The 23721-nt window shown below is 41.4% G+C and carries 23 protein-coding genes and 1 tRNA gene; 18 read left to right on the top strand and 6 right to left on the bottom strand.

Annotation, left to right across the window (positions count from 1 at the left end):
* Window positions 1-8: 8 nt before the first annotated feature.
* The 4 genes from IGK14_RS12505 to IGK14_RS12490 are packed head-to-tail and all read left to right on the top strand — an operon-like array spanning window position 9 to window position 3165.
* The gene (locus IGK14_RS12505) at window positions 9-335 is read left to right on the top strand and encodes a PadR family transcriptional regulator (protein ID WP_010749815.1); all 327 of its coding nucleotides are present in this window, start codon (window positions 9-11) and stop codon (window positions 333-335) included.
* Window positions 322-1002: a DUF2812 domain-containing protein gene (locus tag IGK14_RS12500; protein WP_010749814.1), complete on the top strand. Its 681-nt coding sequence runs from the start codon at window positions 322-324 to the stop codon at window positions 1000-1002. The genes IGK14_RS12505 and IGK14_RS12500 overlap by 14 nt, the downstream gene beginning before the upstream one ends.
* Before the next feature lie 17 nt (window positions 1003-1019).
* Window positions 1020-1919 carry an ABC transporter ATP-binding protein gene (locus IGK14_RS12495; RefSeq protein WP_010749813.1) on the top strand — a complete coding sequence of 300 codons (900 nt, stop codon included), beginning with the start codon at window positions 1020-1022 and terminating at the stop codon, window positions 1917-1919.
* Window positions 1912-3165, top strand: coding sequence for an ABC transporter permease (locus tag IGK14_RS12490; RefSeq protein ID WP_010749812.1), 1254 nt, complete (start codon window positions 1912-1914; stop codon window positions 3163-3165). Before IGK14_RS12495 ends, IGK14_RS12490 begins: the two co-directional genes overlap by 8 nt.
* Before the next feature lie 71 nt (window positions 3166-3236).
* Here IGK14_RS12490 and IGK14_RS12485 read toward each other — a convergent pair whose 3' ends face one another.
* Entirely contained in the window at window positions 3237-3950 is a 714-nt protein-coding gene (locus IGK14_RS12485) for a gamma-glutamyl-gamma-aminobutyrate hydrolase family protein (protein ID WP_010749811.1), read from the bottom strand.
* Window positions 3951-4027: 77 nt separating this feature from the next.
* A complete protein-coding gene (gene gloA / locus IGK14_RS12480) occupies window positions 4028-4402 on the bottom strand; it encodes a lactoylglutathione lyase (RefSeq protein ID WP_005228659.1) in 375 nt (124 codons plus the stop codon).
* A 147-nt stretch (window positions 4403-4549) separates the two neighbouring features.
* Between gloA and IGK14_RS12475 the strand changes: the two genes are divergently transcribed.
* Window positions 4550-4993, top strand: a complete 444-nt coding sequence (locus IGK14_RS12475) for an NUDIX hydrolase (protein WP_010749810.1) — start codon at window positions 4550-4552, stop codon at window positions 4991-4993.
* Window positions 4994-5037: 44 nt separating this feature from the next.
* Here the strand turns inward: IGK14_RS12475 and yidA are convergent, their stop codons facing one another.
* From yidA to IGK14_RS12460, 3 genes are read right to left on the bottom strand one after another with little or no spacing between them, the layout of a single operon-like run.
* A complete protein-coding gene (gene yidA / locus IGK14_RS12470; RefSeq protein ID WP_005228663.1) occupies window positions 5038-5856 on the bottom strand; it encodes a sugar-phosphatase in 819 nt (272 codons plus the stop codon).
* A gap of 9 nt (window positions 5857-5865) precedes the next feature.
* A complete protein-coding gene (locus IGK14_RS12465) occupies window positions 5866-7236 on the bottom strand; it encodes an HD domain-containing protein (RefSeq protein ID WP_010749809.1) in 1371 nt (456 codons plus the stop codon).
* Window positions 7220-8041: a lipoate--protein ligase family protein gene (locus IGK14_RS12460; RefSeq protein ID WP_034696135.1), complete on the bottom strand. Its 822-nt coding sequence runs from the start codon at window positions 8039-8041 to the stop codon at window positions 7220-7222. The genes IGK14_RS12465 and IGK14_RS12460 overlap by 17 nt, the downstream gene beginning before the upstream one ends.
* Before the next feature lie 223 nt (window positions 8042-8264).
* Here IGK14_RS12460 and IGK14_RS12455 point away from each other — a divergent pair, with 223 nt between their 5' ends.
* Together IGK14_RS12455 and rpoE are read left to right on the top strand one after the other, a co-directional pair.
* Complete coding sequence (locus IGK14_RS12455; RefSeq protein WP_005228669.1) at window positions 8265-8702, top strand: DUF1934 domain-containing protein; 438 nt, start codon at window positions 8265-8267, stop codon at window positions 8700-8702.
* Window positions 8703-8786: 84 nt separating this feature from the next.
* Complete coding sequence (gene rpoE / locus IGK14_RS12450; RefSeq protein WP_154694599.1) at window positions 8787-9395, top strand: DNA-directed RNA polymerase subunit delta; 609 nt, start codon at window positions 8787-8789, stop codon at window positions 9393-9395.
* A 164-nt stretch (window positions 9396-9559) separates the two neighbouring features.
* On the opposite strand, the gene IGK14_RS12445 is transcribed toward rpoE, so the two are convergent.
* Window positions 9560-9631, bottom strand: a tRNA-Arg gene (locus IGK14_RS12445).
* Between the two features lie 51 nt (window positions 9632-9682).
* Between IGK14_RS12445 and rpoN the strand changes: the two genes are divergently transcribed.
* From rpoN to secG, 11 genes are all read left to right on the top strand, one after another.
* Complete coding sequence (gene rpoN, locus IGK14_RS12440) at window positions 9683-11002, top strand: RNA polymerase factor sigma-54 (RefSeq protein WP_174273010.1); 1320 nt, start codon at window positions 9683-9685, stop codon at window positions 11000-11002.
* Between the two features lie 243 nt (window positions 11003-11245).
* A complete protein-coding gene (locus tag IGK14_RS12435) occupies window positions 11246-12283 on the top strand; it encodes a sugar-binding transcriptional regulator (RefSeq protein ID WP_005228675.1) in 1038 nt (345 codons plus the stop codon).
* Window positions 12284-12323: 40 nt separating this feature from the next.
* The gene (gap, locus tag IGK14_RS12430) at window positions 12324-13325 is read left to right on the top strand and encodes a type I glyceraldehyde-3-phosphate dehydrogenase (protein WP_005228677.1); all 1002 of its coding nucleotides are present in this window, start codon (window positions 12324-12326) and stop codon (window positions 13323-13325) included.
* A gap of 99 nt (window positions 13326-13424) precedes the next feature.
* Window positions 13425-14615, top strand: coding sequence for a phosphoglycerate kinase (locus IGK14_RS12425; RefSeq protein ID WP_005234355.1), 1191 nt, complete (start codon window positions 13425-13427; stop codon window positions 14613-14615).
* Between the two features lie 63 nt (window positions 14616-14678).
* A complete protein-coding gene (tpiA, locus tag IGK14_RS12420; protein ID WP_010749804.1) occupies window positions 14679-15434 on the top strand; it encodes a triose-phosphate isomerase in 756 nt (251 codons plus the stop codon).
* 112 nt (window positions 15435-15546) lie between these two features.
* Window positions 15547-16848, top strand: coding sequence for a surface-displayed alpha-enolase (eno, locus tag IGK14_RS12415; protein ID WP_005228686.1), 1302 nt, complete (start codon window positions 15547-15549; stop codon window positions 16846-16848).
* Window positions 16849-17004: 156 nt separating this feature from the next.
* Complete coding sequence (locus IGK14_RS12410) at window positions 17005-18060, top strand: hypothetical protein (RefSeq protein WP_010749803.1); 1056 nt, start codon at window positions 17005-17007, stop codon at window positions 18058-18060.
* Between the two features lie 523 nt (window positions 18061-18583).
* On the top strand, window positions 18584-21859 hold the full coding sequence (locus IGK14_RS12405) for a Cna B-type domain-containing protein (protein ID WP_010749802.1): 3276 nt from the start codon (window positions 18584-18586) through the stop codon (window positions 21857-21859).
* Between the two features lie 138 nt (window positions 21860-21997).
* On the top strand, window positions 21998-22954 hold the full coding sequence (locus tag IGK14_RS12400) for an alpha/beta hydrolase (RefSeq protein WP_010749801.1): 957 nt from the start codon (window positions 21998-22000) through the stop codon (window positions 22952-22954).
* Between the two features lie 17 nt (window positions 22955-22971).
* A complete protein-coding gene (locus IGK14_RS12395; protein ID WP_010749800.1) occupies window positions 22972-23244 on the top strand; it encodes a GNAT family N-acetyltransferase in 273 nt (90 codons plus the stop codon).
* A 156-nt stretch (window positions 23245-23400) separates the two neighbouring features.
* Window positions 23401-23637: a preprotein translocase subunit SecG gene (gene secG / locus IGK14_RS12390; protein ID WP_005228700.1), complete on the top strand. Its 237-nt coding sequence runs from the start codon at window positions 23401-23403 to the stop codon at window positions 23635-23637.
* Window positions 23638-23721 lie beyond the last annotated feature (84 nt).

Raw genomic sequence — 23721 nt, 5'->3', positions numbered from 1 at the left:
GGAATCAAATGGATGAGGCATTGACAGATTCAACCTATTTGATTTTATTAGCGCTTTTAAAGCCGAAACATGGGTATCTCATCATGAAACAGATCCATGAGCTAAGCCAAGGGACGTTTGAGATTGGTCCCGCAACGATGTATACGATTTTAAAGAAGCTGACGAAAAAGGGGTGGATCGATTTAGAGGAGAGCGTTGACCGAAAAAAAATCTATCAGATTACACCAGAAGGAAGACAAGTTCTGGAGAGAGATATTCAACGGCGCAAATTATTTTATCAAATCGGAGAACAGGTTTTCGAAGCGTTAGGGGGAGAGCAAGATGGGCATCAATAAGAAATACCTTCTTTCACTTGGTGTAGCCTATTACCCAGAAAAGGAAATGGTTCGTCTGCAAAAACAAGCGTCGTTAGGGTGGCACTTTGTGAAGATGAATCGGTTAGGGTTTTTGAAGTTTATCAAAGGAGACCCAGAAACGACCAAATATGCAGTAGACTTTTTCGAAGGAGAGCCCTCTGAGATCGTTGATTACTTAGCGATGTATCAAGCAGGAGGCTGGACTTATATCAGCAATTATAAAGATCGCTATTTTTATTTTAAAGCGTCTCCTGACACACCAGCGATTTTCAGTGACCAAGAAAGCTATCAAGAACGGATCGATAATGAAACACGGTATTTAATGAAAAAATCTATTCTACTTTCGGTGATCAGTTTAGTGATATTGGCAGCGATTTACTTTTTGATCCGTTATTTCAATATTCGCACAAATCCATTTTGGTCCTTTGGACTAGGTTTGATTACGGGGCTGGTGTTTATCCCGATTGGGGTAGGATTGACCACGATCCTGATGAAATTCTTATATAAAAATCGAGCAAGTTATTACAATGAACCAGAGAAACTGGCGAAGCGTCAACGAGTGATCCGCGATACCGTCATCTTGATGTTTGTCGGAGCGATCATTGGCGCCGTTATCGGCTTTTTCTTTAGTGATATATTTTATTAGACAGGGAAGGTGAGCATGTGTTAGAAGCAAAACAATTAGTAAAAACATTTGGCGATTATACAGCAGTCGATCAATTGTCCTTTACCATCAATGATGGACAGATCATGGGCTTGATTGGTCAAAATGGTGCTGGTAAAACGACGACATTCCGATTGATCTTGGATTTCTTGAAAGCCGATCAAGGGGAAGTATTGTGGGATGACCATAAAATTAGTGAAAAAGAATACAATATTATCGGCTATCTGCCAGAAGAACGCGGCTTGTTTCCAAAAGTAACGATTGAAGATCAATTGATCTATTTCGCGCGGTTACGAGGCAAGAAGAAAGAAGACATCGTACCAAAAATCGACTATTGGATGGACAAATTTAAAGTCAAAGGCAAGAAAACCGATAAAGTCAAATCGCTATCAAAAGGAAATCAGCAAAAAGTTCAGCTGATCTCAACGTTGATCCATGAACCAAAATTGGTGATTTTAGATGAACCATTTAGTGGGTTAGACCCCGTCAATGCAGAACTGTTGAAAAATGGGATCATTGAACTGAAAAAAAATGGCTCATGTGTCATTTTCTCCAGTCATAATATGGATAATGTGGAAAAAATCTGCGATCACTTGATTATGCTGCGGGATGGTCAAACCGTCTTAAACGGAAAAGTTCATGAAATTCGTGAATCCTTTGGGCGGACGAAAGTCTATTTAGAATCCAACTTGACGAAAGAACAGCTCTTGGCAGTGGCAGGTGTCGAGGAAGTTCTTGCCAGAGAAGATGGCAGCTATGATATTACGATCGCTGATCCTGCAGTAGGAAAAACCTTATTTGATTTAGCAACGGCGGATGGTTATATCCCTATGTTCAATCAACAACCACCAACGTTAGAAGAAATCTTTAAGCGGAAGGCGGGAAAAATGAATGAGTAAGTTTTGGGTAATCGCATTAGATGTTTATAAAAAAAATATCAAATCAATTTCGTTTTTGATTATGATTCTCGTGCCATTTATTGCAACGGGGGCATTTTATCTCATTGGTTATTTTGCTGATGGTATGAACAGTGTCGATAAAATTGCCGTTTATGCGAATGAACCAGCCATTGCGCAGACCTTTGTGGACCAAAGCGGCGATGATTTTGAATTTGAAATTGTTGACAGCGAAGAACAAGGGCAGCAACAGATGGCAGACAAAGATGCTGATGCTTTGTTACTTATTACTGCTTCTGGGGATACGCTGCAAGGGGAATTATTAAGCGAGTCCTCGATGGGGCAAGCTTTAGAGCTGACGATCCAACAGTTATTGACGGGTTTGCAGTCTTCCTATAGAGCTAGTGAGCTTGGCCTGACTGCTGAGCAAGTGGCAGTCCTTAGTGAAGTCGCACCGCTTGATCGTCAAAAAGTTTCCTTCGGTGAAGATGGCGAAATGACTTATGGGGAAGACAATACCGCGATGCAATCAGTAGTTAGTATGATCGCAACAGTGATCCTCTTTTTCTTTATCATTACTTACGCACAGATCATTGCACAAGAGATTGCCTCTGAAAAAGGCACACGCATCATGGAAGTCATTTTGTCTAGTACACGGGCGCAAATCCATTACTATGCCAAATTGACGGGTGTAATCATGGTTGCAGCGACCCAGCTAGTTGCTTATGTTGCGATTTTTGGTGGGAGCTATTTCTGGATCAAGGATAACCCAATGGTAAAAGACTTGTTGGCAAACTTTTCGACAGATGGCATTTTTGGTCCCTTCCTGGTGTTTGCGATCGTTTTCGTCTTCTTAGGAATTTTGATCTACTCGGTCTTGTCAGCCCTTTGCGGGTCGTTAGTGAACAAAGCAGAAGATACGGCGAAAGCCATCATTCCAGTGACGTATCTTTCATTGGGCGGGTATATGCTTGGAATCGTGCTAGGCGGTATGGATCCTCATAACGTGGTCTTACGAGTAACTTCCTATGTACCATTTTTATCTTCCTTCATTATGCCAGTACGGCTTGCTAATGATACAGTGGGTATCGGCGGTGCATTGATTTCAGTAGGAATCCTTGCTGTTACCACGATCGTCCTGATGCTGGTTTCTGCAAAAATGTACAAATCAAATGTCCTGATCTATAACGACAATGGCATTTTAGCAACGTTGAAACAATCATTAGTGTTAATGAAAAACGAAAAATAAGCAAAACGCCCGATCCTTTTCGTGATCGGGCGTTTTTTATTCGCTAAAATCTAGAAACAAGATGCAAGCCTTTAGAATTCCTGCACAAAAAAGTTGAAGATCGATTGCTCAGAAGGCAGCTTGTGAGCGGCTAGCTCAGGATGCCACTGAATGCCTAAGATCGGTGCGCCATAGGCAGTGGATTCAATGGCTTCAACGACACCATCAGGAGCGGTCGCAATCACGTTGAAATCATCCGCAACTGTTTTGACCGCTTGGTGATGAAAAGAATTGACGTGATAGGTTGTGCCTAAAAGAGCAGCCAAACGACTGTCTTCCTTGATTTTTACCCGATGTGTAGGGAATTGAAAGAACGTCGGCAATTGCACGTGTTTGATCGTTGGGTGATCGATCAAAGAGAGATCTTGGTACAAACTCCCACCAAATGCGACATTGAGTAACTGCATGCCGCGGCAGATTCCAAAGATCGGTTTGTTTTGAGCCACTGCTTCTTTGATCAATGCCAATTCAAAGACATCACGATCAGGATGAATGCCTTGAATCAAGGGATGAGGATCTTCGCCATAGTGAACAGGGGAGACATCGTGACCACCGGCTAACAAGAGTTTATCGATTTTGCTGATGTAAGTCGCAGCATCTTCCACGACACCCATTGGTAATAATAGGGGAATGCCTTGGGCTTGTTGGATATGGGTCACAAAATTTTTGGGTGTATAGGACAACCAATGTTCTGCTTCTTCAATCATTGGTCGTTCATTAGCAGCGATGCCGATAATGGGTTTCATTTGATCAAACCTTTCTACTAGTAAATGGATCGAAAAAGAAAAAAGGACACGAGGTCCTTTTTTCGATCACCTTCGCTTTATTTTTCGCGAATAACTTCGATTTTGTAGCCATCAGGATCTTTCACAAAATAGTAAGAAGGAGAAGTTCCTGGGAGTCCTTTCAGATCAGTGACATCAAATCCAGCCGCTTGGTGCTTCTCATGAAGCGCTTCTAGATCATCGGTACTGATGGCGATATGGCCATAGCCGTCGCCTAACTCATAGCCAGGATGGTCATAGTTATAGGTCAACTCTAGCTCGTAATCATCACCAGGCAAAGTTAAGTAAACCAAAGTAAATTTATGTTCAGGAAAATCACGACGGCGAGATTCTTCAAAACCAAAGGCAGTTTGATAAAAATCTAGAGAAGCCGTTAAGTCTTTGACGCGGACACATGTGTGAGCCATTTTCATGGGTAAATCATCCTTTCGATCTTGATAGTTGTATGATAACATATTTTCTCTTTTTGTAACGAATAAAAGACAACCGAGCGTTATTTCCAGCTTGTCCAGACTATTGGCATAGGGTAAAATGGAAAGAAAGTGTTGGTGGAGGGAATCATGCCAGAAAAGGAAATTGTGTTCGGGGAAAAAGAAGCGGGGAAACCATACAAATCAAGATATGGGGCGTATGTCGTTCTTCCAAACGAAAAAAATGAAGTGATCTTGGTGCAAGCACCCAACGGCGCATACTTTTTGCCCGGTGGTGAAATTGAGCCAAATGAAAGCAAAGAAGAAGCGATCCAACGAGAATTGATTGAAGAACTTGGATTTGAAGGGGAGATTGCTGAGTATTTAGGGGAGGCAGTTGAATACTTCTATTCGCGCCATCGCGATACATTTTACCATCACCCGGGCTATTTCTATTTAATGACACAGTGGAAAAAAGTTTGCGAACCGACAGAAGAAACCAATCAATTGTCTTGGTACACGCCAGAAGAAGCGATCCAACGATTGAAACGCGGCAGCCATAAATGGGCAGTTGAACAGTGGTTGGCAAAATAAAAAAGTCAGGCTTCCGATAAAAAGGAAACCTGACTTTTTTGCACTTAGTTATTTGTTAAAACATACTTGTTGATCACTTCTGCTACACCGTCTTCTTCATTTGAAGCGGTTAGGACATCTGCGGCATTTTTCACGTTTTCAGTAGCATTGGCCATCGCCACACCGATACCAGCATATTCCACCATGGTTAAATCATTTTCATTATCGCCGATCGCCATGACTTCTTCTTGTTTGATGCCTAAGTGCTCCGCCAATTTTTTGACAGCAGCTCCTTTATGGGCTTGTTTATTTAGGACTTCCAAGAAGTATGGAGCACTTTTAACCACATTGTAGTTGTCGGTCAAACTGCTCGGCAATTGTGGGATGATCTGATCCAGTATTGCGGGATCATCGATCATCATCATTTTGATGATATTCAAGTCAGCAGTCATTTCTTCTGGTGTCCGATATTTCAATGGCATGTTGACTAAGAAGGCTTCATAAATCGTGTAAGGACTGATATCGCGGTTAGCGGTATACATGGTATCCTCAGTTTCTACATGAAGGTGAACCCCTAATTTTCTCGCAGTCATCTCAACAAAGAGATAGTCATCTTGGGACAAGCCGAATTCAGAGATGATCTCTTGATTTTTGGTTTTTTGAACCAAAGAGCCATTGTAGGTAATCACGAAATCATTGTCCGTAAATAAGTCTAGTTCCTTCAATAAATCTTGGACACCAGTTAAGGGGCGTCCCGTACACAAAACGATGCGCACGCCTTGTGCTTCTGCGTCTTTTAATGCTTTGTAAACTGCTGGAGTGATCTTGCGGTCGTTGTTCAGCAGGGTGCCATCGATATCGATGGCGATCAGTTTGATACTCATAAGTTCCTCCTAGTGGCTTGGTTTGATCAAAGCACCATTGCGAATGTGCTTGGCAAACTCTTGATACGTCTCTCCAAATAAATCATAGTGATTTTGGATGTTGGGGTCAATCATTTCTTTTGGAAAATAAAAGCGTTGGTCACCTTGGGTTTGTCCCGCTAAGGCTGCAACAAGCTGACTGGCTTGGGATAATTCCACAAGGGAACCATCTTTTTCCTGTAATTCGATTTGTGTCCGATGTTTGCCTGAAGTCGGCCGATAAAAATCATAAGGCAGATCGAAGCTTGAATTGATGGCAGTATAATAGCGGGGATTAAAGCCGACTTTTTCCACCAGTCCCTGCATTTCTTCAATCATCGGCAACTGCGTCTCATCGTCAAAGCGGGCGGATTTCAACGGTTTACGATTTAAGAACCGCTTGGCCAAATCGCTGAGGATTGGATCATTTTCTTCTGTCCATTGGGTAAAGTAGGTATTCAACACGCCATCGTCGAGTTTCAAGTATTCATCTAAAGTGAATTCTTGTTTTAAAAATGGGAGAAGCAGTTGCGAATGGCTTTGAAACATTTCCTGATCCACTTGATAAAGTTCTGCAGCACGATCCAGCAAGTGGGCTAAGATCACTTCCATCCCTCGAGAACTCGCATGGAAATAAACTTGCACATACATTTGGTAACGACTGACGATGTAGTCCTCCACAGCGTGCATGCCATTCATAGAAAAAGCAATACCGCCTTCGTACGGACGAATCACTCGTAAAATTCTGGTCAGATCAAACGTGCCATATTCAGTGCCGGTAAAATAAGCATCGCGCAGCAAGTAGTCCATCCGATCAGCATCGATTTGACTGGAAATCATTTGAACGACTTGGGGATTTGGATAGGTTTTAGTGATGACACTTGCCACTTTCTCAGGAAATCCAGCTTCCACTCGGTTCAATATCTGATGAACTTCCGTTTCAGGAGAAGTGATGATCGCCACTGTGATGGCTTCATGATCCGTATGAAAAATATGCTCGAAGGTGTGGGAGTATGGTCCATGGCCCACATCATGAAGCAATGCTGCACACAAGGTCACTAAACGCTCTTTATCATCCCAGCCGTTCGGTCCGACTTTTTCAATCGAATAATTGCGTTGGAAAATATCGCAAATGCGGCGGCTGATTTCATAAACCCCCAAGGAGTGAGAAAAGCGGCTGTGTTCTGCTCCGTGAAAGGTGAAAGAAGCAGTCCCTAGTTGTTTAATTCGTCGCAAACGCTGCACTTCTTTGGAATTGATCAAGTCTAAAATCACTTGGTGCTGCACATGGACATAGTTATGAACAGGGTCACGAAATACTTTTTCTATCGCTAAGGTTTGATATTTATATGGTAGGCTCATCGCTAAACTCCTTTATTGGTTGGTTTCGCTTTTCCATGCCAGCTAAGCGTTGCTGCATTTGTTCGCTAAGGTTATTTTCTGAAAGCCATTGATCCAGTGACTCAAGCGGATATAGGGATTGGTCTGTGATCAAGAAAAGCAGGGCTTTTTGCAAGCGGTCAATCACCTCTTGTGTGGTAAACTTACGGCCGAGAGCCGCTTCTAAAGTGGTCATGCTCGCAGGATTGACGGCTGGATAGCCATCCGTACCAAAGCGCTCTTTTAAACCTGCTTGGTAAAAACGACGAACGAGAGAGCCGCGGGCTGGTTGGTCGCCATTGATGCTCAGGTACATCATGACAGCCACGCCTTCTTTGATCCGTCGTTGTGCGGTGCCAGCAATTTTTTTTCCGTCAATACTCAGGTCATAGGTGCCTGGGCAGTACGAGTCAGCAATTTCATAAGCTAAAATTGTCCGCTCAGGAAAGGCTGTTTGCAACAATGTCGCCATCATTTCATAGGCTGCATCCGTAGTGGCAGCCAAATGTTTAGGGAAAATGAGGGAGACATTCAAAATACCGGCATCATTGATGACCCCAAGTCCGCCTGAGTTGCGGATGATCGAGTCATAGCCAGCTTCTTTCAAAACCTGCAGACCATCTATCAAAAAAGGCAGCCGGGTATCTTTCATTCCTAAAATCATCGTATCGGACAACTGCCAAAAATGACAATAAACTTGTTCAAGTTTGCCAGCAGCTTCGGTGGCAACATCGGTGAAAGCAAACGGCTCATAAGGATTGTGGATACGTGGTAAGGTTTGATCCATTATATAGATAGTCAAATCGGTTAAACTCCTTTAAAAATACCTGTTATCCTTATTATATACGATTCTTGGAAAATTACTTGGAGAAAAGAATGAAAACTTGCTTTTGTTTTCGCTTTTTTATTTTCAATGAAGAAATAGACCAAGGAGAATCAACTGAAATGATTGACAAACGAATGAAAAAAAGCAAGAATGAAACTGAAATCTTCAAAGGAGGCACACGTACATGCAAGAATTATCAAAAGGAATCCCAATCTCGATTCATTTAACAACCAATGTACGTCAAGCAGGGGAAACAGAGAACTTTCTGTTTGATCTGCAAGGACAAGCAGTCAAGATCGGTGATACCTTATATATCCGTTACAAAGAGATCCAGCCAGACGGTACCGACGTTCCCGTCACGATGAAAATCATGCCAGACGGATTGATTCAATTGATTCGCTCAGGGGAAATGCGCATGCGTTTGAAATTTTCTTATAAGGAACGGTTAGAGACGAGCTACCAAACCCCGTATGGTTTGATGATGTTCCACACCTTCACCAATCACCTGCACGTTAGCTTGAAAGACCGTCCATACTCGGGAAAGATCGATATCGATTATGACTTGTTCATGGCTGCTGACAAAGTCGGCGAATACAAACTATCTTTAGAATTTACCGCTTGATCAAAGGGAAATTGAAAGAAAAAATTGCAATTTGAGACGTAATTTTGTATGATTAGGAGTAGACTGTGAAAGGACGTGTCCCGTTTGGAAATTAATGTATTTGAAGGTGTAAATAAAAACGAATTGTCGATGATTGAAGTTGCCCATGCGATTTTAGAGCAGCGCGGTGACGTGATGGATTTTTCTGATTTGGTCAACCAAATTCAAAACTATCTTGAAACTTCAGACAGCGAGATTCGTGATTCATTGGCGCAGTTTTATACAGACTTGAATATCGACGGTAGTTTTATTTCTTTAGGCGACAATCGTTGGGGCTTACGTTCATGGTACGCCATTGATTCGATCGATGAAGAAGTCAACCATGGCATCGAAGACGAGGATGAAGATACACCACGTCGTCGCAAACGTAAAAAAGTCAATGCCTTTATCAACGATGATGAAGACGCAATCGATTATAACGATGATGATCCTGAGGATACTGATTTGTCAGATGACGAAGAAGATGATCTCTTTGATGATGATGATGAAGAGGATGAAGAAATCTCGGCATACAATTCAGACTTGCAAGAAATCGGCGCCGACAATAGCACCGATGATGAAGAAGAATTACCTGACAGCATTGAGGAAGATCTAACCATTATCGATGACGATGATGAAGATGATTTTGCGGATGAAGAGGAAGAAGAGGAGTAATCCTCTTCTTTTTTTCGCCTTATGGCTGCAAGCAGCTTTTAATCGTTGAAGGACGAGTTCGCCTTCTTACATAGATACAAATAAAAAAGGAACCGCATCAGCGGTCCCTAAGTGCTTTTGAATTATTGATTTGAATCGAGTATACTTGTAACGAAAAGAAAAAACGCGCCTTGAGGGAATCGAACCCCCGTCTCAAGAACCGGAATCTTACGTGATATCCACTACACTAAAGGCGCGAAGCACAAATATTAGTTTAACCAATTTCAGTGAAAAAAACAAGAGGTAGAATGATGAAATTTCAACAGCAATTTTCACAACAACAAAAACAGACGCAAAAGCTTGCTATGACGCAGAAATTACAGCAATCGATCCAAGTGTTGCAATTTTCTGCAGACGAATTATTGTCCTTCATAGATAACCAAGCATTAGAAAATCCATTGATTGATCTGGGGGAATATGATTCGCCCATCACACCAAGCAAAAGCAATGGCTCATCAGAACAATTGATGGATTATTTAAGCCAGATCCCTGACCAGCATACGTCTTTATTCGAATACCTCATTGATCAAGTGCATTTAAACTACCGAGATACCTTCTTGCGGACGATCGTTTTATTTTTAGTCGAGTACATTGATTTAAACGGCTTTTTGACGATTGATCTGGAAGAAGCTGGAAAGCTTGTTGGTGGGACCCCAATCCAAATGCTCGATGCCTTGACCTTGATCCAGCAGCTAGATCCAGCAGGCGTCGGTGCTCGTGATCTAAGAGAGTGTTTGATGCTGCAAACGGAAAGAGATGACTATGCGCCGCCAATGGCCTATCTCATTTTAGAAGAATTTTTTACGGAAATGGCAGAGCGCAAGTGGGACAAAATCAGCAAAGCGCTGCAGATTCCATTAACTGAGATCCAAAAGGTCTTTGACTATGTTCAAACATTGACCCCCACACCAGGGGCTGCGTTTGGGGCAACCGATGGGCTTTACATCGTTCCTGACCTGCGGGTGACGGTTGAAAAAGGACAGCCGATCGTGAAATCAAACAAACGCGCCTTGCCAGAGGTTCGCTTTCAGCAGCAGTATTTTGATCAATTGAAGCAAAGCGGTGATCCAGAGGTATTAAGTTATTTAGACAATAAAGCCCAAGAGTTCGAGTGGCTGAAAAAGACCTTGCTGCAACGAGGGGATACCATCTATCGTGTCGGGGTGCAGATCGTTGCACGGCAAAAGGAGTTTTTCACTCAACCAGATCGCCCATTAAAGCCATTGGTTTTAAGAGAAGTTGCCGAAGAATTAGGGATTCATGAATCAACGGTCAGCCGAGCGGTCAACGGGAAATACTTGGAAACCTCCTTTGGGGTGTTTGAATTAAAACTATTTTTTGGACAGAAAGTTTCGACACAAGAAAGCGGTGATGACCTGACGACGGCATCGATCAAACAGCAGCTAAAGGCACTGATCGATGAAGAAAACAAAAATAAACCATTGTCAGATCAGAAGTTGACAGATGCCCTCAAAGCCCAGGGCATCGATATTTCCAGACGAACGGTGGCAAAGTATCGTGAAGCTATGAATATCCCAGGTTCTTCCAAGCGGAAACGATTCGAGTAAAGCAAAACGTACTATTAACGAGTAGGAAAGGCAGCAAAGCCTTTCCTTTTTTTATCGATCCTTTCCTCTTTTTCAAATTATGACGATTTTATGAAAAGCAAGATTTTGTGACTGAAATAGTTGCGTATCAAGGCGATAAGTGCTACTATTATTGGTGTAGGAAACAGATTTAAATTTTTTTTGCAATCGATGGGTCATTTTAAGTCATTGTAGGACGAAAATTGTCCAACGGGAGGATATAAAATGCTCGATGAATTAAAATTGATTGAGGCAATCACCCCGGATATTCTCGCTGTACTCCAGGAACGTTACCGTATCTTAAGAAATATTTATTGGATGCAGCCCGTTGGCCGCCGGACACTTTCGGAAAGTTTATCAATGACGGAACGCGTGTTGAGGACGGAAACAGATATCCTTAAAAAGCTAAAACTGATCGACTCTTCAAAAAGCGGCATGCAATTGACCGCCTATGGAGAAGAAGTGTACACGAAGATCGGTGCACTGATGGATCAGCTGTTCGGAATGCACCAAATCGAAAAACGATTATCAGAGACCTTTGGCATCGAACGTTGTTTGATTGCGAGCGGCGATGGTGATCGACAACCGAAAGTGATTGCTGAATTTGGCCAGTTGCTGAATGAATCGTTGGATCTCTTATTGCCAGAAGGCAAAAACACCATCGCAGTGATGGGAGGGACGACAATGGCGAAAGTTGCCGAGGAATTGGGCAATTTGGAAACCGCCAAACGTCATAACTTGTTTGTTCCAGCCCGTGGCGGTATCGGAGAATCAGTCAACGTGCAAGCAAACTCAGTCAGCTCAGTAATGGCGATGCAGACAAACGGCGATTATCGCTCCTTGTTTGTACCAGAACAATTAAGCATGAACACCTACGAGTTTCTCTTGAAAGAACCCGCCATCGTTGATGTCTTAAACTTGATAAGTCAAGCGAATTGTGTTATTCATAGTATTGGACGGGCGTTGCATATGGCGGCTCGACGAAAAATGTCAGAACAAGAAATTCTGATGTTAAAACAAAAAAATGCAGTTGCAGAATCCTTTGGGTATTTCTTTAACGAAGCTGGCGAGGTCGTCTACAAAGTTCCTCGCATCGGACTTCAATTAAAAGATTTGCAAAAAGTCCCAATCATTTTTGCGGTCGCTGGCGGACAATCAAAAGCCAAAGCGGTCAATGCATACATGAAAAATGCACCAAAACAAACCTGGCTCATCACCGATGAAGCTTGCGCAAATGAGATTTTAAAAGGGGCAACCCTTTAAAATAAATATTTTTATGATTTTCATAAGGAGGAAATCTTAAATGACAGTTAAAGTAGGTATTAATGGATTTGGACGTATCGGACGCTTAGCATTTCGTCGTATCCAAGAAGTAGAAGGAATCGAAGTTGTGGCTATCAATGACTTAACAGATGCTAAAATGTTAGCTCACTTGTTAAAATATGATACAACACAAGGACGTTTCAACGGTACAGTTGAAGTTCACGAAGGTTCATTCAATGTGAACGGAAACGAAATCAAAGTTTTAGCTAACCGCAACCCTGAAGAATTGCCTTGGGGCGAACTAGGTGTTGAAATCGTGTTAGAATGTACTGGATTCTTCACTTCTAAAGCAGCTGCTGAAAAACATTTAACAGCTGGTGCAAAACGTGTAGTTATCTCAGCTCCTGGTGGAAACGATGTTCCAACAATCGTTTACAACACAAACCATGAAACTTTAACAGGTGAAGAAACAGTTATCTCTGGTGCTTCATGTACAACAAACTGTTTAGCTCCTATGGCGAAAACATTGAACGACAAATTTGGTGTAGTTGAAGGATTAATGACTACAATCCATGCTTACACAGGTGACCAAATGACTCTAGACGGACCACACCCTAAAGGTGACTTCCGCCGTGCCCGTGCTGCTGCTGCAAACATCGTGCCTAACTCAACTGGTGCTGCTAAAGCGATCGGCTTAGTAATCCCAGAATTGAACGGCAAATTAGATGGTGCTGCTCAACGTGTTCCTGTTGCAACTGGTTCATTAACTGAATTAGTTACTGTTCTTGACAAAGAAGTAACTGTTGATGAAATCAATGCAGCAATGAAAGAAGCTTCAAACGAATCTTACGGTTACAACACAGACGAAATCGTTTCTTCTGATATCGTTGGTATGACTTACGGTTCATTATTTGATGCAACTCAAACAAAAGTTATGACTGTTGGCGACAAACAATTAGTTAAAACTGTTGCTTGGTACGACAATGAAATGTCATACACTGCACAATTAGTACGTACTTTAGAATACTTCGCTAACCTATAAGAGTTGCGAACGACTTTAATTTAAACCATCGCAAGAGAAAGCGGGGAAGCATCGCGCTTCTCCGCTTTTTTTAACAATTATGCTAGGAGGAATCTGTTCATGGCGAAAATGACAGTTCAAGATATCGATTTAAAAGATAAAAAAGTTCTTGTACGTGTGGACTTCAACGTTCCATTGAAAGATGGAGTGATCGGAGATGATACACGGATCAAAGCAGCATTACCAACAATCAATTACGTGATCGAAAACGGCGGAAAAGCAATTCTTTTCTCACACTTAGGTCGTGTGAAAGAAGAAGCAGATAAAGCTGGAAAATCTTTAGCGCCAGTTGCGAAACGTCTAGGCGAATTGTTAGGCAAAGAAGTAACTTTCGTGGATGAAACCCGCGGCGAAAAATTAGAAGCAGCGATCAACAACATGCAAGATGGCGATGTCGTTGTTTTTGAAAACACTCGTTTCGAAGACATCGATGGCAAAAAAGAAAGCAAAAACGATCCTGAACTAGGTAAATACTGGGCTTCTTTAGGCGATGTTTTTGTAAATGATGCATTTGGTACCGCACACCGCGCACACGCTTCAAACGTAGGGATCGCTTCAACAGGTATCCCAACAGTTGCTGGTTTCTTAATGGAAAAAGAAATCAAATTCATCGGTGAAGCAGTCGAAGAACCAAAACGTCCAATGATCGCGATTCTTGGTGGAGCAAAAGTATCTGACAAAATCGGCGTAATCGAAAACTTGATTCCTAAAGCAGACAAAATCTTGATCGGCGGCGGAATGACGTATACGTTCTACAAAGCAAAAGGTATGGAAATCGGTAATTCTCTTGTGGAAGCAGACAAAGTAGAATTAGCAAAAGAATTGATCGAAAAAGCTGGCGATAAATTAGTATTACCAGTTGATTCAATCACTGCTGCTGAATTTTCAAATGATGTCCCAACAGAAGAACATACTGGTGATGTTCCTGAAGGACAAATGGGCTTAGATATCGGACCTGAAACTATCGCTTTGTTTGCTGAAACATTAAAAGGCGCAAAAACAGTCGTTTGGAACGGACCTATGGGTGTGTTTGAAATGTCTAACTTCGCAAACGGTACGATCGGTGTTTGTGAAGCAATTGCCAACCTTGAAGATGCAACAACGATCATCGGTGGCGGTGACTCTGCAGCTGCAGCAGAACAATTAGGTTTTGCTGACAAATTTACCCACATCTCAACAGGTGGCGGTGCCAGCCTTGAATTGCTAGAAGGAAAAACACTTCCTGGCCTAGCTGCGATCAACGATAAATAATCAATGACAAGCCGTGCAAAGGAGATCCTTTGCACGCTTGATAACGAAAAGGAGTGCCAGAACATGCGCAAACCAATTATTGCCGGAAACTGGAAAATGAACAAAACTGCGAAAGAAGCAAAAGAATTTGCTGAAGCAGTCAAAACAAAAATTCCTAGCAACGATACAGTTGACTCTGTGATCGGTTCGCCAGCTCTATTCTTAGAAACATTAGTGAATGCTGCTGAAGGAACAGAATTAAAAATTGCTGCTCAAAACAGCTACTGGGAAAATGAAGGTGCCTTTACTGGTGAAACTTCACCAGCAGCTTTAGCAGATCTAGGTGTTGACTATGTCATCATTGGTCATTCAGAACGTCGTGAATACTTCCATGAGACAGATGAAGACATCAACAAAAAAGCCAAAGCAATCTTTTCAAACGGCATGATCCCAATCCTATGCTGTGGTGAATCTTTAGAAACCTATGAAGCTGGCAAAACAGCGGAGTGGATCGAAGGACAAATCACTGCTGGCTTAGACGGTTTAACAGACGGTCAAGTAAGTAATCTTGTGATTGCGTACGAACCAATCTGGGCGATCGGTACTGGTAAATCAGCGGATGCAAACATCGCAGACGAAATTTGTGGCGTTGTCCGCAAAACCGTTGAAAAATTATACGGCAAAGAAGTTTCAGATAGCGTGCGTATCCAATACGGCGGTTCTGTAAAACCTGAAAACATTGCTGAATACATGGCAAAAGAAAATGTTGACGGAGCATTAGTTGGCGGCGCAAGCTTGCAAGCTGATTCATTCCTAGCATTATTAGATGCTGTAAAATAATTTCATTTTCATGAAAATAACATTTGCAGAATCGTGATTTTTTCACTACAATTAAGTTGTTCGCAAGGGGCTTTCCCCTTAAGATAAAACAAACTCAAAGGAGAGACAAAACATGTCAATTATTACTGATGTTTACGCACGCGAAGTCTTAGACTCACGTGGTAACCCAACTATCGAAGTAGAAGTCTACACAGAATCAGGTGCTTTCGGCCGCGGAATGGTTCCTTCAGGAGCTTCAACAGGTGAACACGAAGCAGTTGAATTACGTGATGGCGACAAAGCTCGTTATGGCGGTAAAGGTGTAACGAAAGCAGTTGACAATGTAAATAACATCATTGCAGAAGCTATCATCGGCTACGATGTACGTGACCAAATGGCTATCGATAAAGCAATGATCGCTTTAGACGGAACTCCTAACAAAGGCAAATTAGGCGCAAACGCGATTCTTGGTGTTTCTATCGCTGTTGCTCGTGCAGCTGCTGATTACCTAGAAGTACCTTTATACCACTACTTAGGCGGATTCAATACAAAAGTATTGCCAACTCCTATGATGAACATCGTCAACGGTGGTTCTCACTCTGACGCACCAATCGCTTTCCAAGAATTCATGATCTTGCCTGTAGGCGCACCTACATTCAAAGAAGGCTTACGTTGGGGTACTGAAGTATTCCACGCTTTGAAATCAATCTTGTCTAAACGTGGTTTAGAAACTTCAGTAGGTGACGAAGGTGGTTTCGCTCCTCGTTTTGAAGGAACTGAAGACGGTGTTGAAACAATCTTAGAAGCAATCAAAGCTGCTGGTTTAGAACCAGGTAAAGATGTATACCTAGGATTTGACTGTGCATCATCAGAATTCTACGAAAACGGTGTTTACGACTACTCTAAATTTGAAGGCGAAAACGGCGTAAAACGTACTGCTGCTGAACAAGTTGACTACTTAGAAGAATTAGTTAACAAATACCCAATCATCACTATCGAAGACGGTATGGATGAAAACGACTGGGATGGTTGGAAACTATTAACTGAACGCTTAGGCGACAAAGTTCAATTAGTAGGGGATGACTTGTTCGTTACAAATACTGAAATCCTTGAAAAAGGAATCAAAAACGGTATCGGTAACTCAATCCTGATCAAAGTTAACCAAATCGGTACATTGACTGAAACATTCAATGCTATCGAAATGGCGAAAGAAGCTGGTTACACTGCAGTCGTTTCTCACCGTTCAGGTGAAACAGAAGATTCAACAATCTCTGATATCGCAGTTGCAACAAACGCTGGCCAAATCAAAACTGGTTCTCTTTCACGTACTGACCGTATTGCAAAATACAACCAATTGCTACGTATCGAAGACCAACTTGGTGAAGTTGCTGAATACAAAGGCTTGCAAGCATTCTACAACTTAAAAAATAAATAATTTCAGTTTGATCAAACATTTTCGTTTGGCTGTACTGAAATGATGGTAAAGTCCTCTCATGTTAAATGACATGGGGGGACTTTTTTACGAGTTTTATCGGTATGCTAATTGTATGATAGACTATAGGAAAACTTAGTATTTTAGGAGAGAATGCTGATGAAAAAATTGTACATAAATAATGTAGTATCAAAGGAAGTAGAACATATTGTTTCCGCTGCAGGAATTATTGACCTATTTCCAAAAGATGTGATCCTCCAGTATAATTGGCTGATTACCGATTATTCAGGTGACATAAGTATTTTGCATTCGATTGAAAAGAAGAAAAATGGAAAGTCGCTTATTTGGCTGAGCGGCCATAATTTATTGGATGCAATCAAAGATACTTATCTTTATGAAGGGGTGCTAACTGGTTTTTTACCCAGCATTTCTTTGGATGATCTTTTGATCTTTGATTCTTACCCTGAGTGGGAAGGCTGGAATCGTGATGTAGATCTTCCGTACATTCAGCATCCATTAGGCAGCTTAGAACTAATCATTGATGATGGTAGCTCATATTCTGTCGTTACAGACGATACCGATCTATTGGTATATATAGAAAAGCATTATAAGGATATAGCTGTGTCTGATTCATGTGATGAAAGACCAGACAGATTGTTTGGCGATCTTTATAGTCAACAGTTGCTACCCACAACTGTTGGCAACTGGTGGTTAACCTTTAACGGTGAGCCGATTTCTTTTAAAGTAATCGATGGTCATAGCAATTTTTCGAGTGACTACGGTGAAAGTCATCCAGATTGGGTCAGCGAAATAATCGGTCGCTTTATCTTATTGCCTAATTTAAAAATGATCAAAGGGAAGGGAAAAATTGAGATAAAAACGAATCTTCCTCGACACTCTTTCCGTGATTTTGAAATCGTTAGTGGGCAAAGATACTATGGCGCGCAATATTTGTTAAAAAAATCTGCCAATAACCTTAATTTTGCTGTAACTCAATATTATGACGATGAGTGTTTCCTGAAAAAATCCGGGGGTGTATATCAACTTGACAGATCTGACTCGGGATTCCCAGCTTATTATATTGAGGGGAATCAAAGTCCAGCTGATTTAAGATTTTGTTTGTCATGGGGTGCATTGGCTACTGCAGATTCTTTGTCCTTGGATGTGGCTTGTGACTTTGATCAAGAGGAGATTGTTCAAACTTTTAGTAATTAAAAGTGAATGAAAGCTATATAGAAAAAATCTGTTTCTAGTAGATGAACAAGGAACAGTTTTTTTCTATAGAATGTAAGTTGAAAAGTTAAGAGAACTTATAAATAGAGGGAAAATAACAATAAGATTTTAAAGAATCTGCTAAAATTTTTGTAACCAAAAATGAAAATAATATGATTGTTTATGAAAATTTTCATTTTCAGTTTACATTTTTTTTTTTGACAAGTGAAATTTTAGCGAGTAGCCAATCACTCCTGGTGTTTAAGAGTTTTCAATGAAAGAACTTTTATCACAAACAAAAGATTCTTTCTGGATTTTGAGTATTTATAATGAAAAAAATATTCTATTGTTTTTCAAACAAAAGAAATCCTATTTCATTTTCACAAATTTCCTTGAGAGCAGGACCCATTTTTCGGTTTTTGCTCTCATTTTTCTCACAGAATCAAAATTTGGGTCATTTTGCATTTTCTCTTTTTTCCGATTAGGATAATCACCTGAGTAAAATTTGTTGTTTGGAGGAAGAGAAATGCGTACTTATGTGAAAAAAATATCTTACCCGATTGTTATGTTGTCTTTACTTGTAATGTCCTATGTGACACCATTGTTACCAGTCGTTACAGCTCATGCGGACACCGAGGGAAACACCAAAATAATTCTATTTCAAAATGAAAAAGGAACAGCGCAAGTGACCTCATCACCAAATCCTACGACAGGAGAAATCACTTGGACGATCGAGGTAGAAAAGAATCAGCAATCTGCTGCTAATCAACTGGCATTCAGCTTGAGTGAAGGAGAACGAACGGTTCTGCCAGAATCAATCCAAAGCAACGGCACGCCATTTACATATGATCCGCAAAGACAGCAGCTGATGGAAGAAAGTACTAGCAGCTCCTTTAGCCAAATGACGCTAACGTTTCAAACAAAAGCTCTTGAAACATTGATAATCAAATCCGCATTTCTTCAAGCAGATGAAGAAAATGGACAAGTGAAAGAAGACATTATCAACACAACAGATGTAGCAGTTGTTCTACCTGACAATCAATCCACAGAAGCAACGAGTGCCGAAGCAGTGCTTGCTGACAGTCAGGAACAAACAGAAGCTTCCGAAAAACAGCCTGCAACAAAAAGCAGCGAATCACAACCACAAGCAGAGTCAACTACCGCATCAACAGCAATAGAATCAACGCCTGATACACAAGTAAGTGCGCCATCAGCTGCACAACTATCAAGTGGCGGCAGCTTTAAAAATGATGTACCAGAAGTTGATGACGCACTTCTAGGAGAAGCCCAATATTTTCATATTTTTGCTAACCATGCGACGCTAAATACCCACACGAACGGAAACTTAGCAGTGGGAGAACTAAATGGAAATGTCAATTTTGGAACCAGTATTCAGGATGGTTCGTTGGCAACAGAAATCAATTATATTCAAAAGGTCAATACGATCGCAAATTCTTCTTTTGTGTCAGGAACTGATAGCAGAAAAAACAAAGTTGTCTTTGGCCCATCAGTCACAGTAGATTTAGCAGATCAAAATCAACAACCTGCCGTTTTTGTAAATGGACAGAGAATGGATCACTTGAAAACTTCCGAAGTTTTCCAAGATCAATCTGCAAGTGAACCGTATATAGATTTTAAAAAGGTATTTTCAACGTTACAGGCGACGTCAGAAAGGCTAGGAGCCTATCCGCAAACACCCGGTGTAACCAAAGATTTTACTGATAATAATCAGCGGGTCATTAATACCGCCCGTGCTGAAAATGATACGCAAGAGGTGGTGTTGACCTTAACGGATGAACAAGGAAACCCGCTTGATGACGGTGTTTACGAACTTCAAAATAAAAAGACACATAAAGAGGTTGATGAAGAGGTCACAAATGATGATGGACAAGTAATCGAAACGGATCTTCCAGAAGGGGACTATTCCTTTGTTGAAACAGAAGCGCCAGATGGTTATCTAATCGACAAGAAACCAATTTCTTTTTCGGCAGATACTATTGATGAAGAAGATCAAAAGGTAGTCGTTACTCTTTCAAAAACAGAATTAGAAAAAGATACACCAATTACCATCAAAGGGCTAACAAAAGGCACGTCTCCTGTACTCATCAATGTGGATACCGAAGGAGCAAGTACCGTTAATATCAAGTCGCAAATCAAACTAGAATATACAGATGGCACGACGCGCAATAGTCATGAAACAGAAGCGTTTGATGATGCCATTATCCTGTGGAATTTTATTAATCAGCCAGAAAATCAAATGCTTTCGATTAATAGTCCCTTCCAAGGAACGATTTTGGCTGTTGGTGATACAGTTGATGTCCACCAAAATGTTGACGGCAGTATCATTGCTGATACGGTATTGGTCAATGCGGAAACTCACCGCTGGGATCTTCAAGCCAATGAAACGATTGTACCGATAATCAAACTAGCTGCAATGAATCACCTGCTGTCTCTTGATACAACGACAGTCAGCGGAACCAAAACGTGGGACGATTATGACAACAAATTTAATACCCGTCCGACAAGCATTACGGTTCAATTACTGCAAAACGGTGAAATGTTCCAAACAAAAACGGTTACCCCGAATAAAGAGGGGGAATGGCATTATGAATTTACCGATCTACCAACAACCGACGAATCTGGTCAGACCTATGACTACGCAATTCAAGAAACACCCGTTGAAGGATACACCATCAAAGTAAATGGCTATGACTTAGTCAACACCTACCGTAACACCGAAACGACAGAAGTATCGGGAACGAAGACGTGGAATGATTATGGTAACAAGTTCAATACCCGTCCTGAAAGCATCACTGTCAAGCTGATGCAAAATGATAAGGAAATCGACAAGCAAGTCGTAAAATCAGATAGCCACGGCAACTGGACTTATCGCTTTGATAAGCTGCCAAAATACGATGCCGAAGGAAAAGCCTATACCTACACGATCCAAGAAGGAAAAGTTCCAGGATACACCAGTGAAATCAACGGTTATGATCTAGTCAATACGTACCGCAATACGGAAACAACAACAGTTTCAGGTACGAAAACATGGAATGATAACAACAATCAGCTCAACATCCGACCAGAAAGTATTACTGTCGAATTAATGCAAAACGGTAAAGAGATCGACAATCAAATCGTAAAAGCCGATAAAGAAGGGAACTGGACTTATCGCTTTGATAATTTGCCTAAATATGATGCCGAAGGAAAAGCCTGCACTTACACGATTCAAGAAGCAGACGTTTCTGGATATATCAGTGAAGTAAACGGCTATGACCTAGTCAATACGGAAACAACCACAGTTTCAGGCAGAAAAACTTGGAATGACAACGACAATCAATTCAATACCCGTCCTGAAAGCATCACTGTCAATCTGATGCGAAACGGCGAAAAATACGCAGAAAAAATCGTAAAAGCAGATAAAGAAGGGAACTGGACCTATCGCTTTGATAAGCTGCCAAAATACGATGCCGAAGGAAAAGCCTATACCTACACGATCCAAGAAGGAAAAGTTCCAGATTACACCACCAAAATAAATGGCTATAACTTAGTCAACACTTATACAGGGCCAGAGACACCAAAAACACCGAGTGATCCTAAAAAGCCGCAGGTCCCGTTGTCACCTAAAAAGCCAGATACTTCTAAACAATCGGAAGATGACAACAAGAATGACGCAAACCATGCGACTACTGAAAAACGATTGCCTAAGACAAACGAGCGCTCTTCTTATGAGTGGAGTATCCTTGGAAGTATTTTACTCGTTACAAGCGTTGGCATACTTTATCGACGAAAACATAGTTAACCAATTAAAACTTTGTCCTGCTTCTCTGCTAGAAGTCAGGGCAAAGTTTTTTTAAAGTATAGGACTTATTTAAGACGTGCGACAAAACTTTGGCTGAAATCCATTGTAAATGGTAAACTAAAATTAAGGGGGGATCCTATGGTTTGGCTATTGCTACTACTGCTTATTTTTGGTTTTTTGGTGTACTATGTATATCGCACGTCTGTTTTGAAAAAGGGCGTACGCTATTTTGTTTCGGCGATCATTATGCGAAACAATGAATGGTATGAAAAAGAAGGCAGAAAGAAACTGGGGATTCCATACAAAGAGCGGATCGCAACAAAGAGTTCGGCTTTTTGGGCACAAGGTTCGGAATGTACGGTAACGACCGCCGATGATCTGATCCTAACAGCGGAAGTCTTTGATCAGTGTGCAAAAACGTGGGTGATCTGCTTGCATGGGTATCGCAGTGATGGGCAAGCAGATTGTCAAGAGGCAGCCGAGAAATTCTGGTCTGCTGGTTACAATGTTTTAGTTCCTGATTTACGTGCACATGGCCGCAGTGAAGGCAAAGAGATCGGCTTAGGGTGGCTAGATCGGATGGATCTGCTTTTGTGGATCGATAAGATTTTGGAAAAAGACCCACAAACACAAATCTTCCTCTATGGTTTAGGAATGGGGGCTGCGACCTTGCTGCTGGCTAGTGGAGAAGTCATGCCGGTGCAAGTGGCTGGGTTGATCTCAGACAGCAGCTATACGTCCGTTTACAGTGCGATCCGATCAAGCTTGCCGCAATTTTCTCGGTTACCGATCAAACGCTTTTTGCGCTTAGCGAATCGCTATAGCAAACAATTAGTCGGTTATCCCTTCTTGCAGATCTCGGTGACCCGACAAGTCGGCAGCAACCATTTACCTGTGCTGTTTTTACAAGGAGAAAAAGATTTTTTTCTTTCGGAAAAAGAGATCAATACCTTAATGGAAGCAACGGCTGGACCGAAACAAAAAGTCCTCTTTGCGAATATGGGACATTTACAGGCAGTGAAAGATGCACCAGAATATTGGCCAACCGTTTTGCAATTCATTGAGAATATCAAACAAAATACAGACATCGTCTGATAGAAAGGAAGAAAGCAATGGAAATCAAAGAAGAAAATAAACGTTTTGCTTTGTATGATGGAGAAAAAGAGGTGGGAGAAATCACATGGCAAGAAACGCCAGATGATGTTCTAGAAGTAGACCACACCTTCGTCAACCCTGATTATCGCGGCCAGCAATTGGCGCAAAAATTACTCAAAGCGGTTGTTGAAAAAGCAAGACGGGAAGAGAAAAAAATTATGCCTGTCTGCTCCTTTGCGGTCAGAGAGTTCAAAGAAAAACCAGAATACGATGACGTACTCGTTCGCTGATTTGAACGAAAGTGATCTATGAGAAAAAGGCTGTCAGAAAGGACAGTCTTTTTTTTTAACCGTCATGCAACGATCAATGACAAAAAGAGAGTAGTAATTTCCAGCGGAAAATGCTAAAATGGAAAGGACGACTTTAGCAAGCAAGGAGGAGCTAACGTGTATAACATCTTATTAACTGCTGTGATCGTTATTTCGATTTTAATGGTCATTACGATCATGATGCAGCCTAGCAAGCAAAATAGTGCAGCTAGTGCCTTTACTGGCGGTGCAGATCAATTGTTTGGTAAGCAAAAAGCCCGTGGATTTGAAGCGGTGATGCAGCGTTCAACGGCCATTTTAGGTTTTGTTTGGATGGTCTTGCTCTTTATTTTGGCTTTTCTTTCATCAAACTAATCACTTTGTTAGCGAACCTCTCGTAAAGAGAGGTTTTTTTCTTTTTAACGGGAAGATTTTGATCGCATTTGTCGAAGTATTCTT

Source organism: Enterococcus sp. DIV0970a (assembly GCF_051711265.1).
GTDB classification, from domain to species: Bacteria; Bacillota; Bacilli; order Lactobacillales; family Enterococcaceae; genus Enterococcus_D; species Enterococcus_D casseliflavus.
The sequence above is the reverse complement of the archived record's forward strand: the minus strand, read 5'-3'. Positions and strand labels throughout refer to the sequence as shown.

Excerpts from the sequence above, each read along its gene's own strand:
- IGK14_RS12505 (WP_010749815.1), top strand. The coding sequence starts at position 9 with ATGGATGAGGCATTGACAGATTCAACCTATTTGATTTTATTAGCGCTT.
- IGK14_RS12500 (WP_010749814.1), top strand. The coding sequence starts at position 322 with ATGGGCATCAATAAGAAATACCTTCTTTCACTTGGTGTAGCCTATTAC.
- IGK14_RS12490 (WP_010749812.1), top strand. The coding sequence starts at position 1,912 with ATGAGTAAGTTTTGGGTAATCGCATTAGATGTTTATAAAAAAAATATC.
- IGK14_RS12485 (WP_010749811.1), bottom strand. The coding sequence starts at position 3,950 with ATGAAACCCATTATCGGCATCGCTGCTAATGAACGACCAATGATTGAA.
- gloA (WP_005228659.1), bottom strand. The coding sequence starts at position 4,402 with ATGAAAATGGCTCACACATGTGTCCGCGTCAAAGACTTAACGGCTTCT.
- IGK14_RS12475 (WP_010749810.1), top strand. The coding sequence starts at position 4,550 with ATGCCAGAAAAGGAAATTGTGTTCGGGGAAAAAGAAGCGGGGAAACCA.
- yidA (WP_005228663.1), bottom strand. The coding sequence starts at position 5,856 with ATGAGTATCAAACTGATCGCCATCGATATCGATGGCACCCTGCTGAAC.
- IGK14_RS12465 (WP_010749809.1), bottom strand. The coding sequence starts at position 7,236 with ATGAGCCTACCATATAAATATCAAACCTTAGCGATAGAAAAAGTATTT.
- IGK14_RS12460 (WP_034696135.1), bottom strand. The coding sequence starts at position 8,041 with ATGGATCAAACCTTACCACGTATCCACAATCCTTATGAGCCGTTTGCT.
- IGK14_RS12455 (WP_005228669.1), top strand. The coding sequence starts at position 8,265 with ATGCAAGAATTATCAAAAGGAATCCCAATCTCGATTCATTTAACAACC.
- rpoN (WP_174273010.1), top strand. The coding sequence starts at position 9,683 with ATGATGAAATTTCAACAGCAATTTTCACAACAACAAAAACAGACGCAA.
- IGK14_RS12435 (WP_005228675.1), top strand. The coding sequence starts at position 11,246 with ATGCTCGATGAATTAAAATTGATTGAGGCAATCACCCCGGATATTCTC.
- gap (WP_005228677.1), top strand. The coding sequence starts at position 12,324 with ATGACAGTTAAAGTAGGTATTAATGGATTTGGACGTATCGGACGCTTA.
- IGK14_RS12425 (WP_005234355.1), top strand. The coding sequence starts at position 13,425 with ATGGCGAAAATGACAGTTCAAGATATCGATTTAAAAGATAAAAAAGTT.
- tpiA (WP_010749804.1), top strand. The coding sequence starts at position 14,679 with ATGCGCAAACCAATTATTGCCGGAAACTGGAAAATGAACAAAACTGCG.
- eno (WP_005228686.1), top strand. The coding sequence starts at position 15,547 with ATGTCAATTATTACTGATGTTTACGCACGCGAAGTCTTAGACTCACGT.
- IGK14_RS12410 (WP_010749803.1), top strand. The coding sequence starts at position 17,005 with ATGAAAAAATTGTACATAAATAATGTAGTATCAAAGGAAGTAGAACAT.
- IGK14_RS12405 (WP_010749802.1), top strand. The coding sequence starts at position 18,584 with ATGCGTACTTATGTGAAAAAAATATCTTACCCGATTGTTATGTTGTCT.
- IGK14_RS12400 (WP_010749801.1), top strand. The coding sequence starts at position 21,998 with ATGGTTTGGCTATTGCTACTACTGCTTATTTTTGGTTTTTTGGTGTAC.
- IGK14_RS12395 (WP_010749800.1), top strand. The coding sequence starts at position 22,972 with ATGGAAATCAAAGAAGAAAATAAACGTTTTGCTTTGTATGATGGAGAA.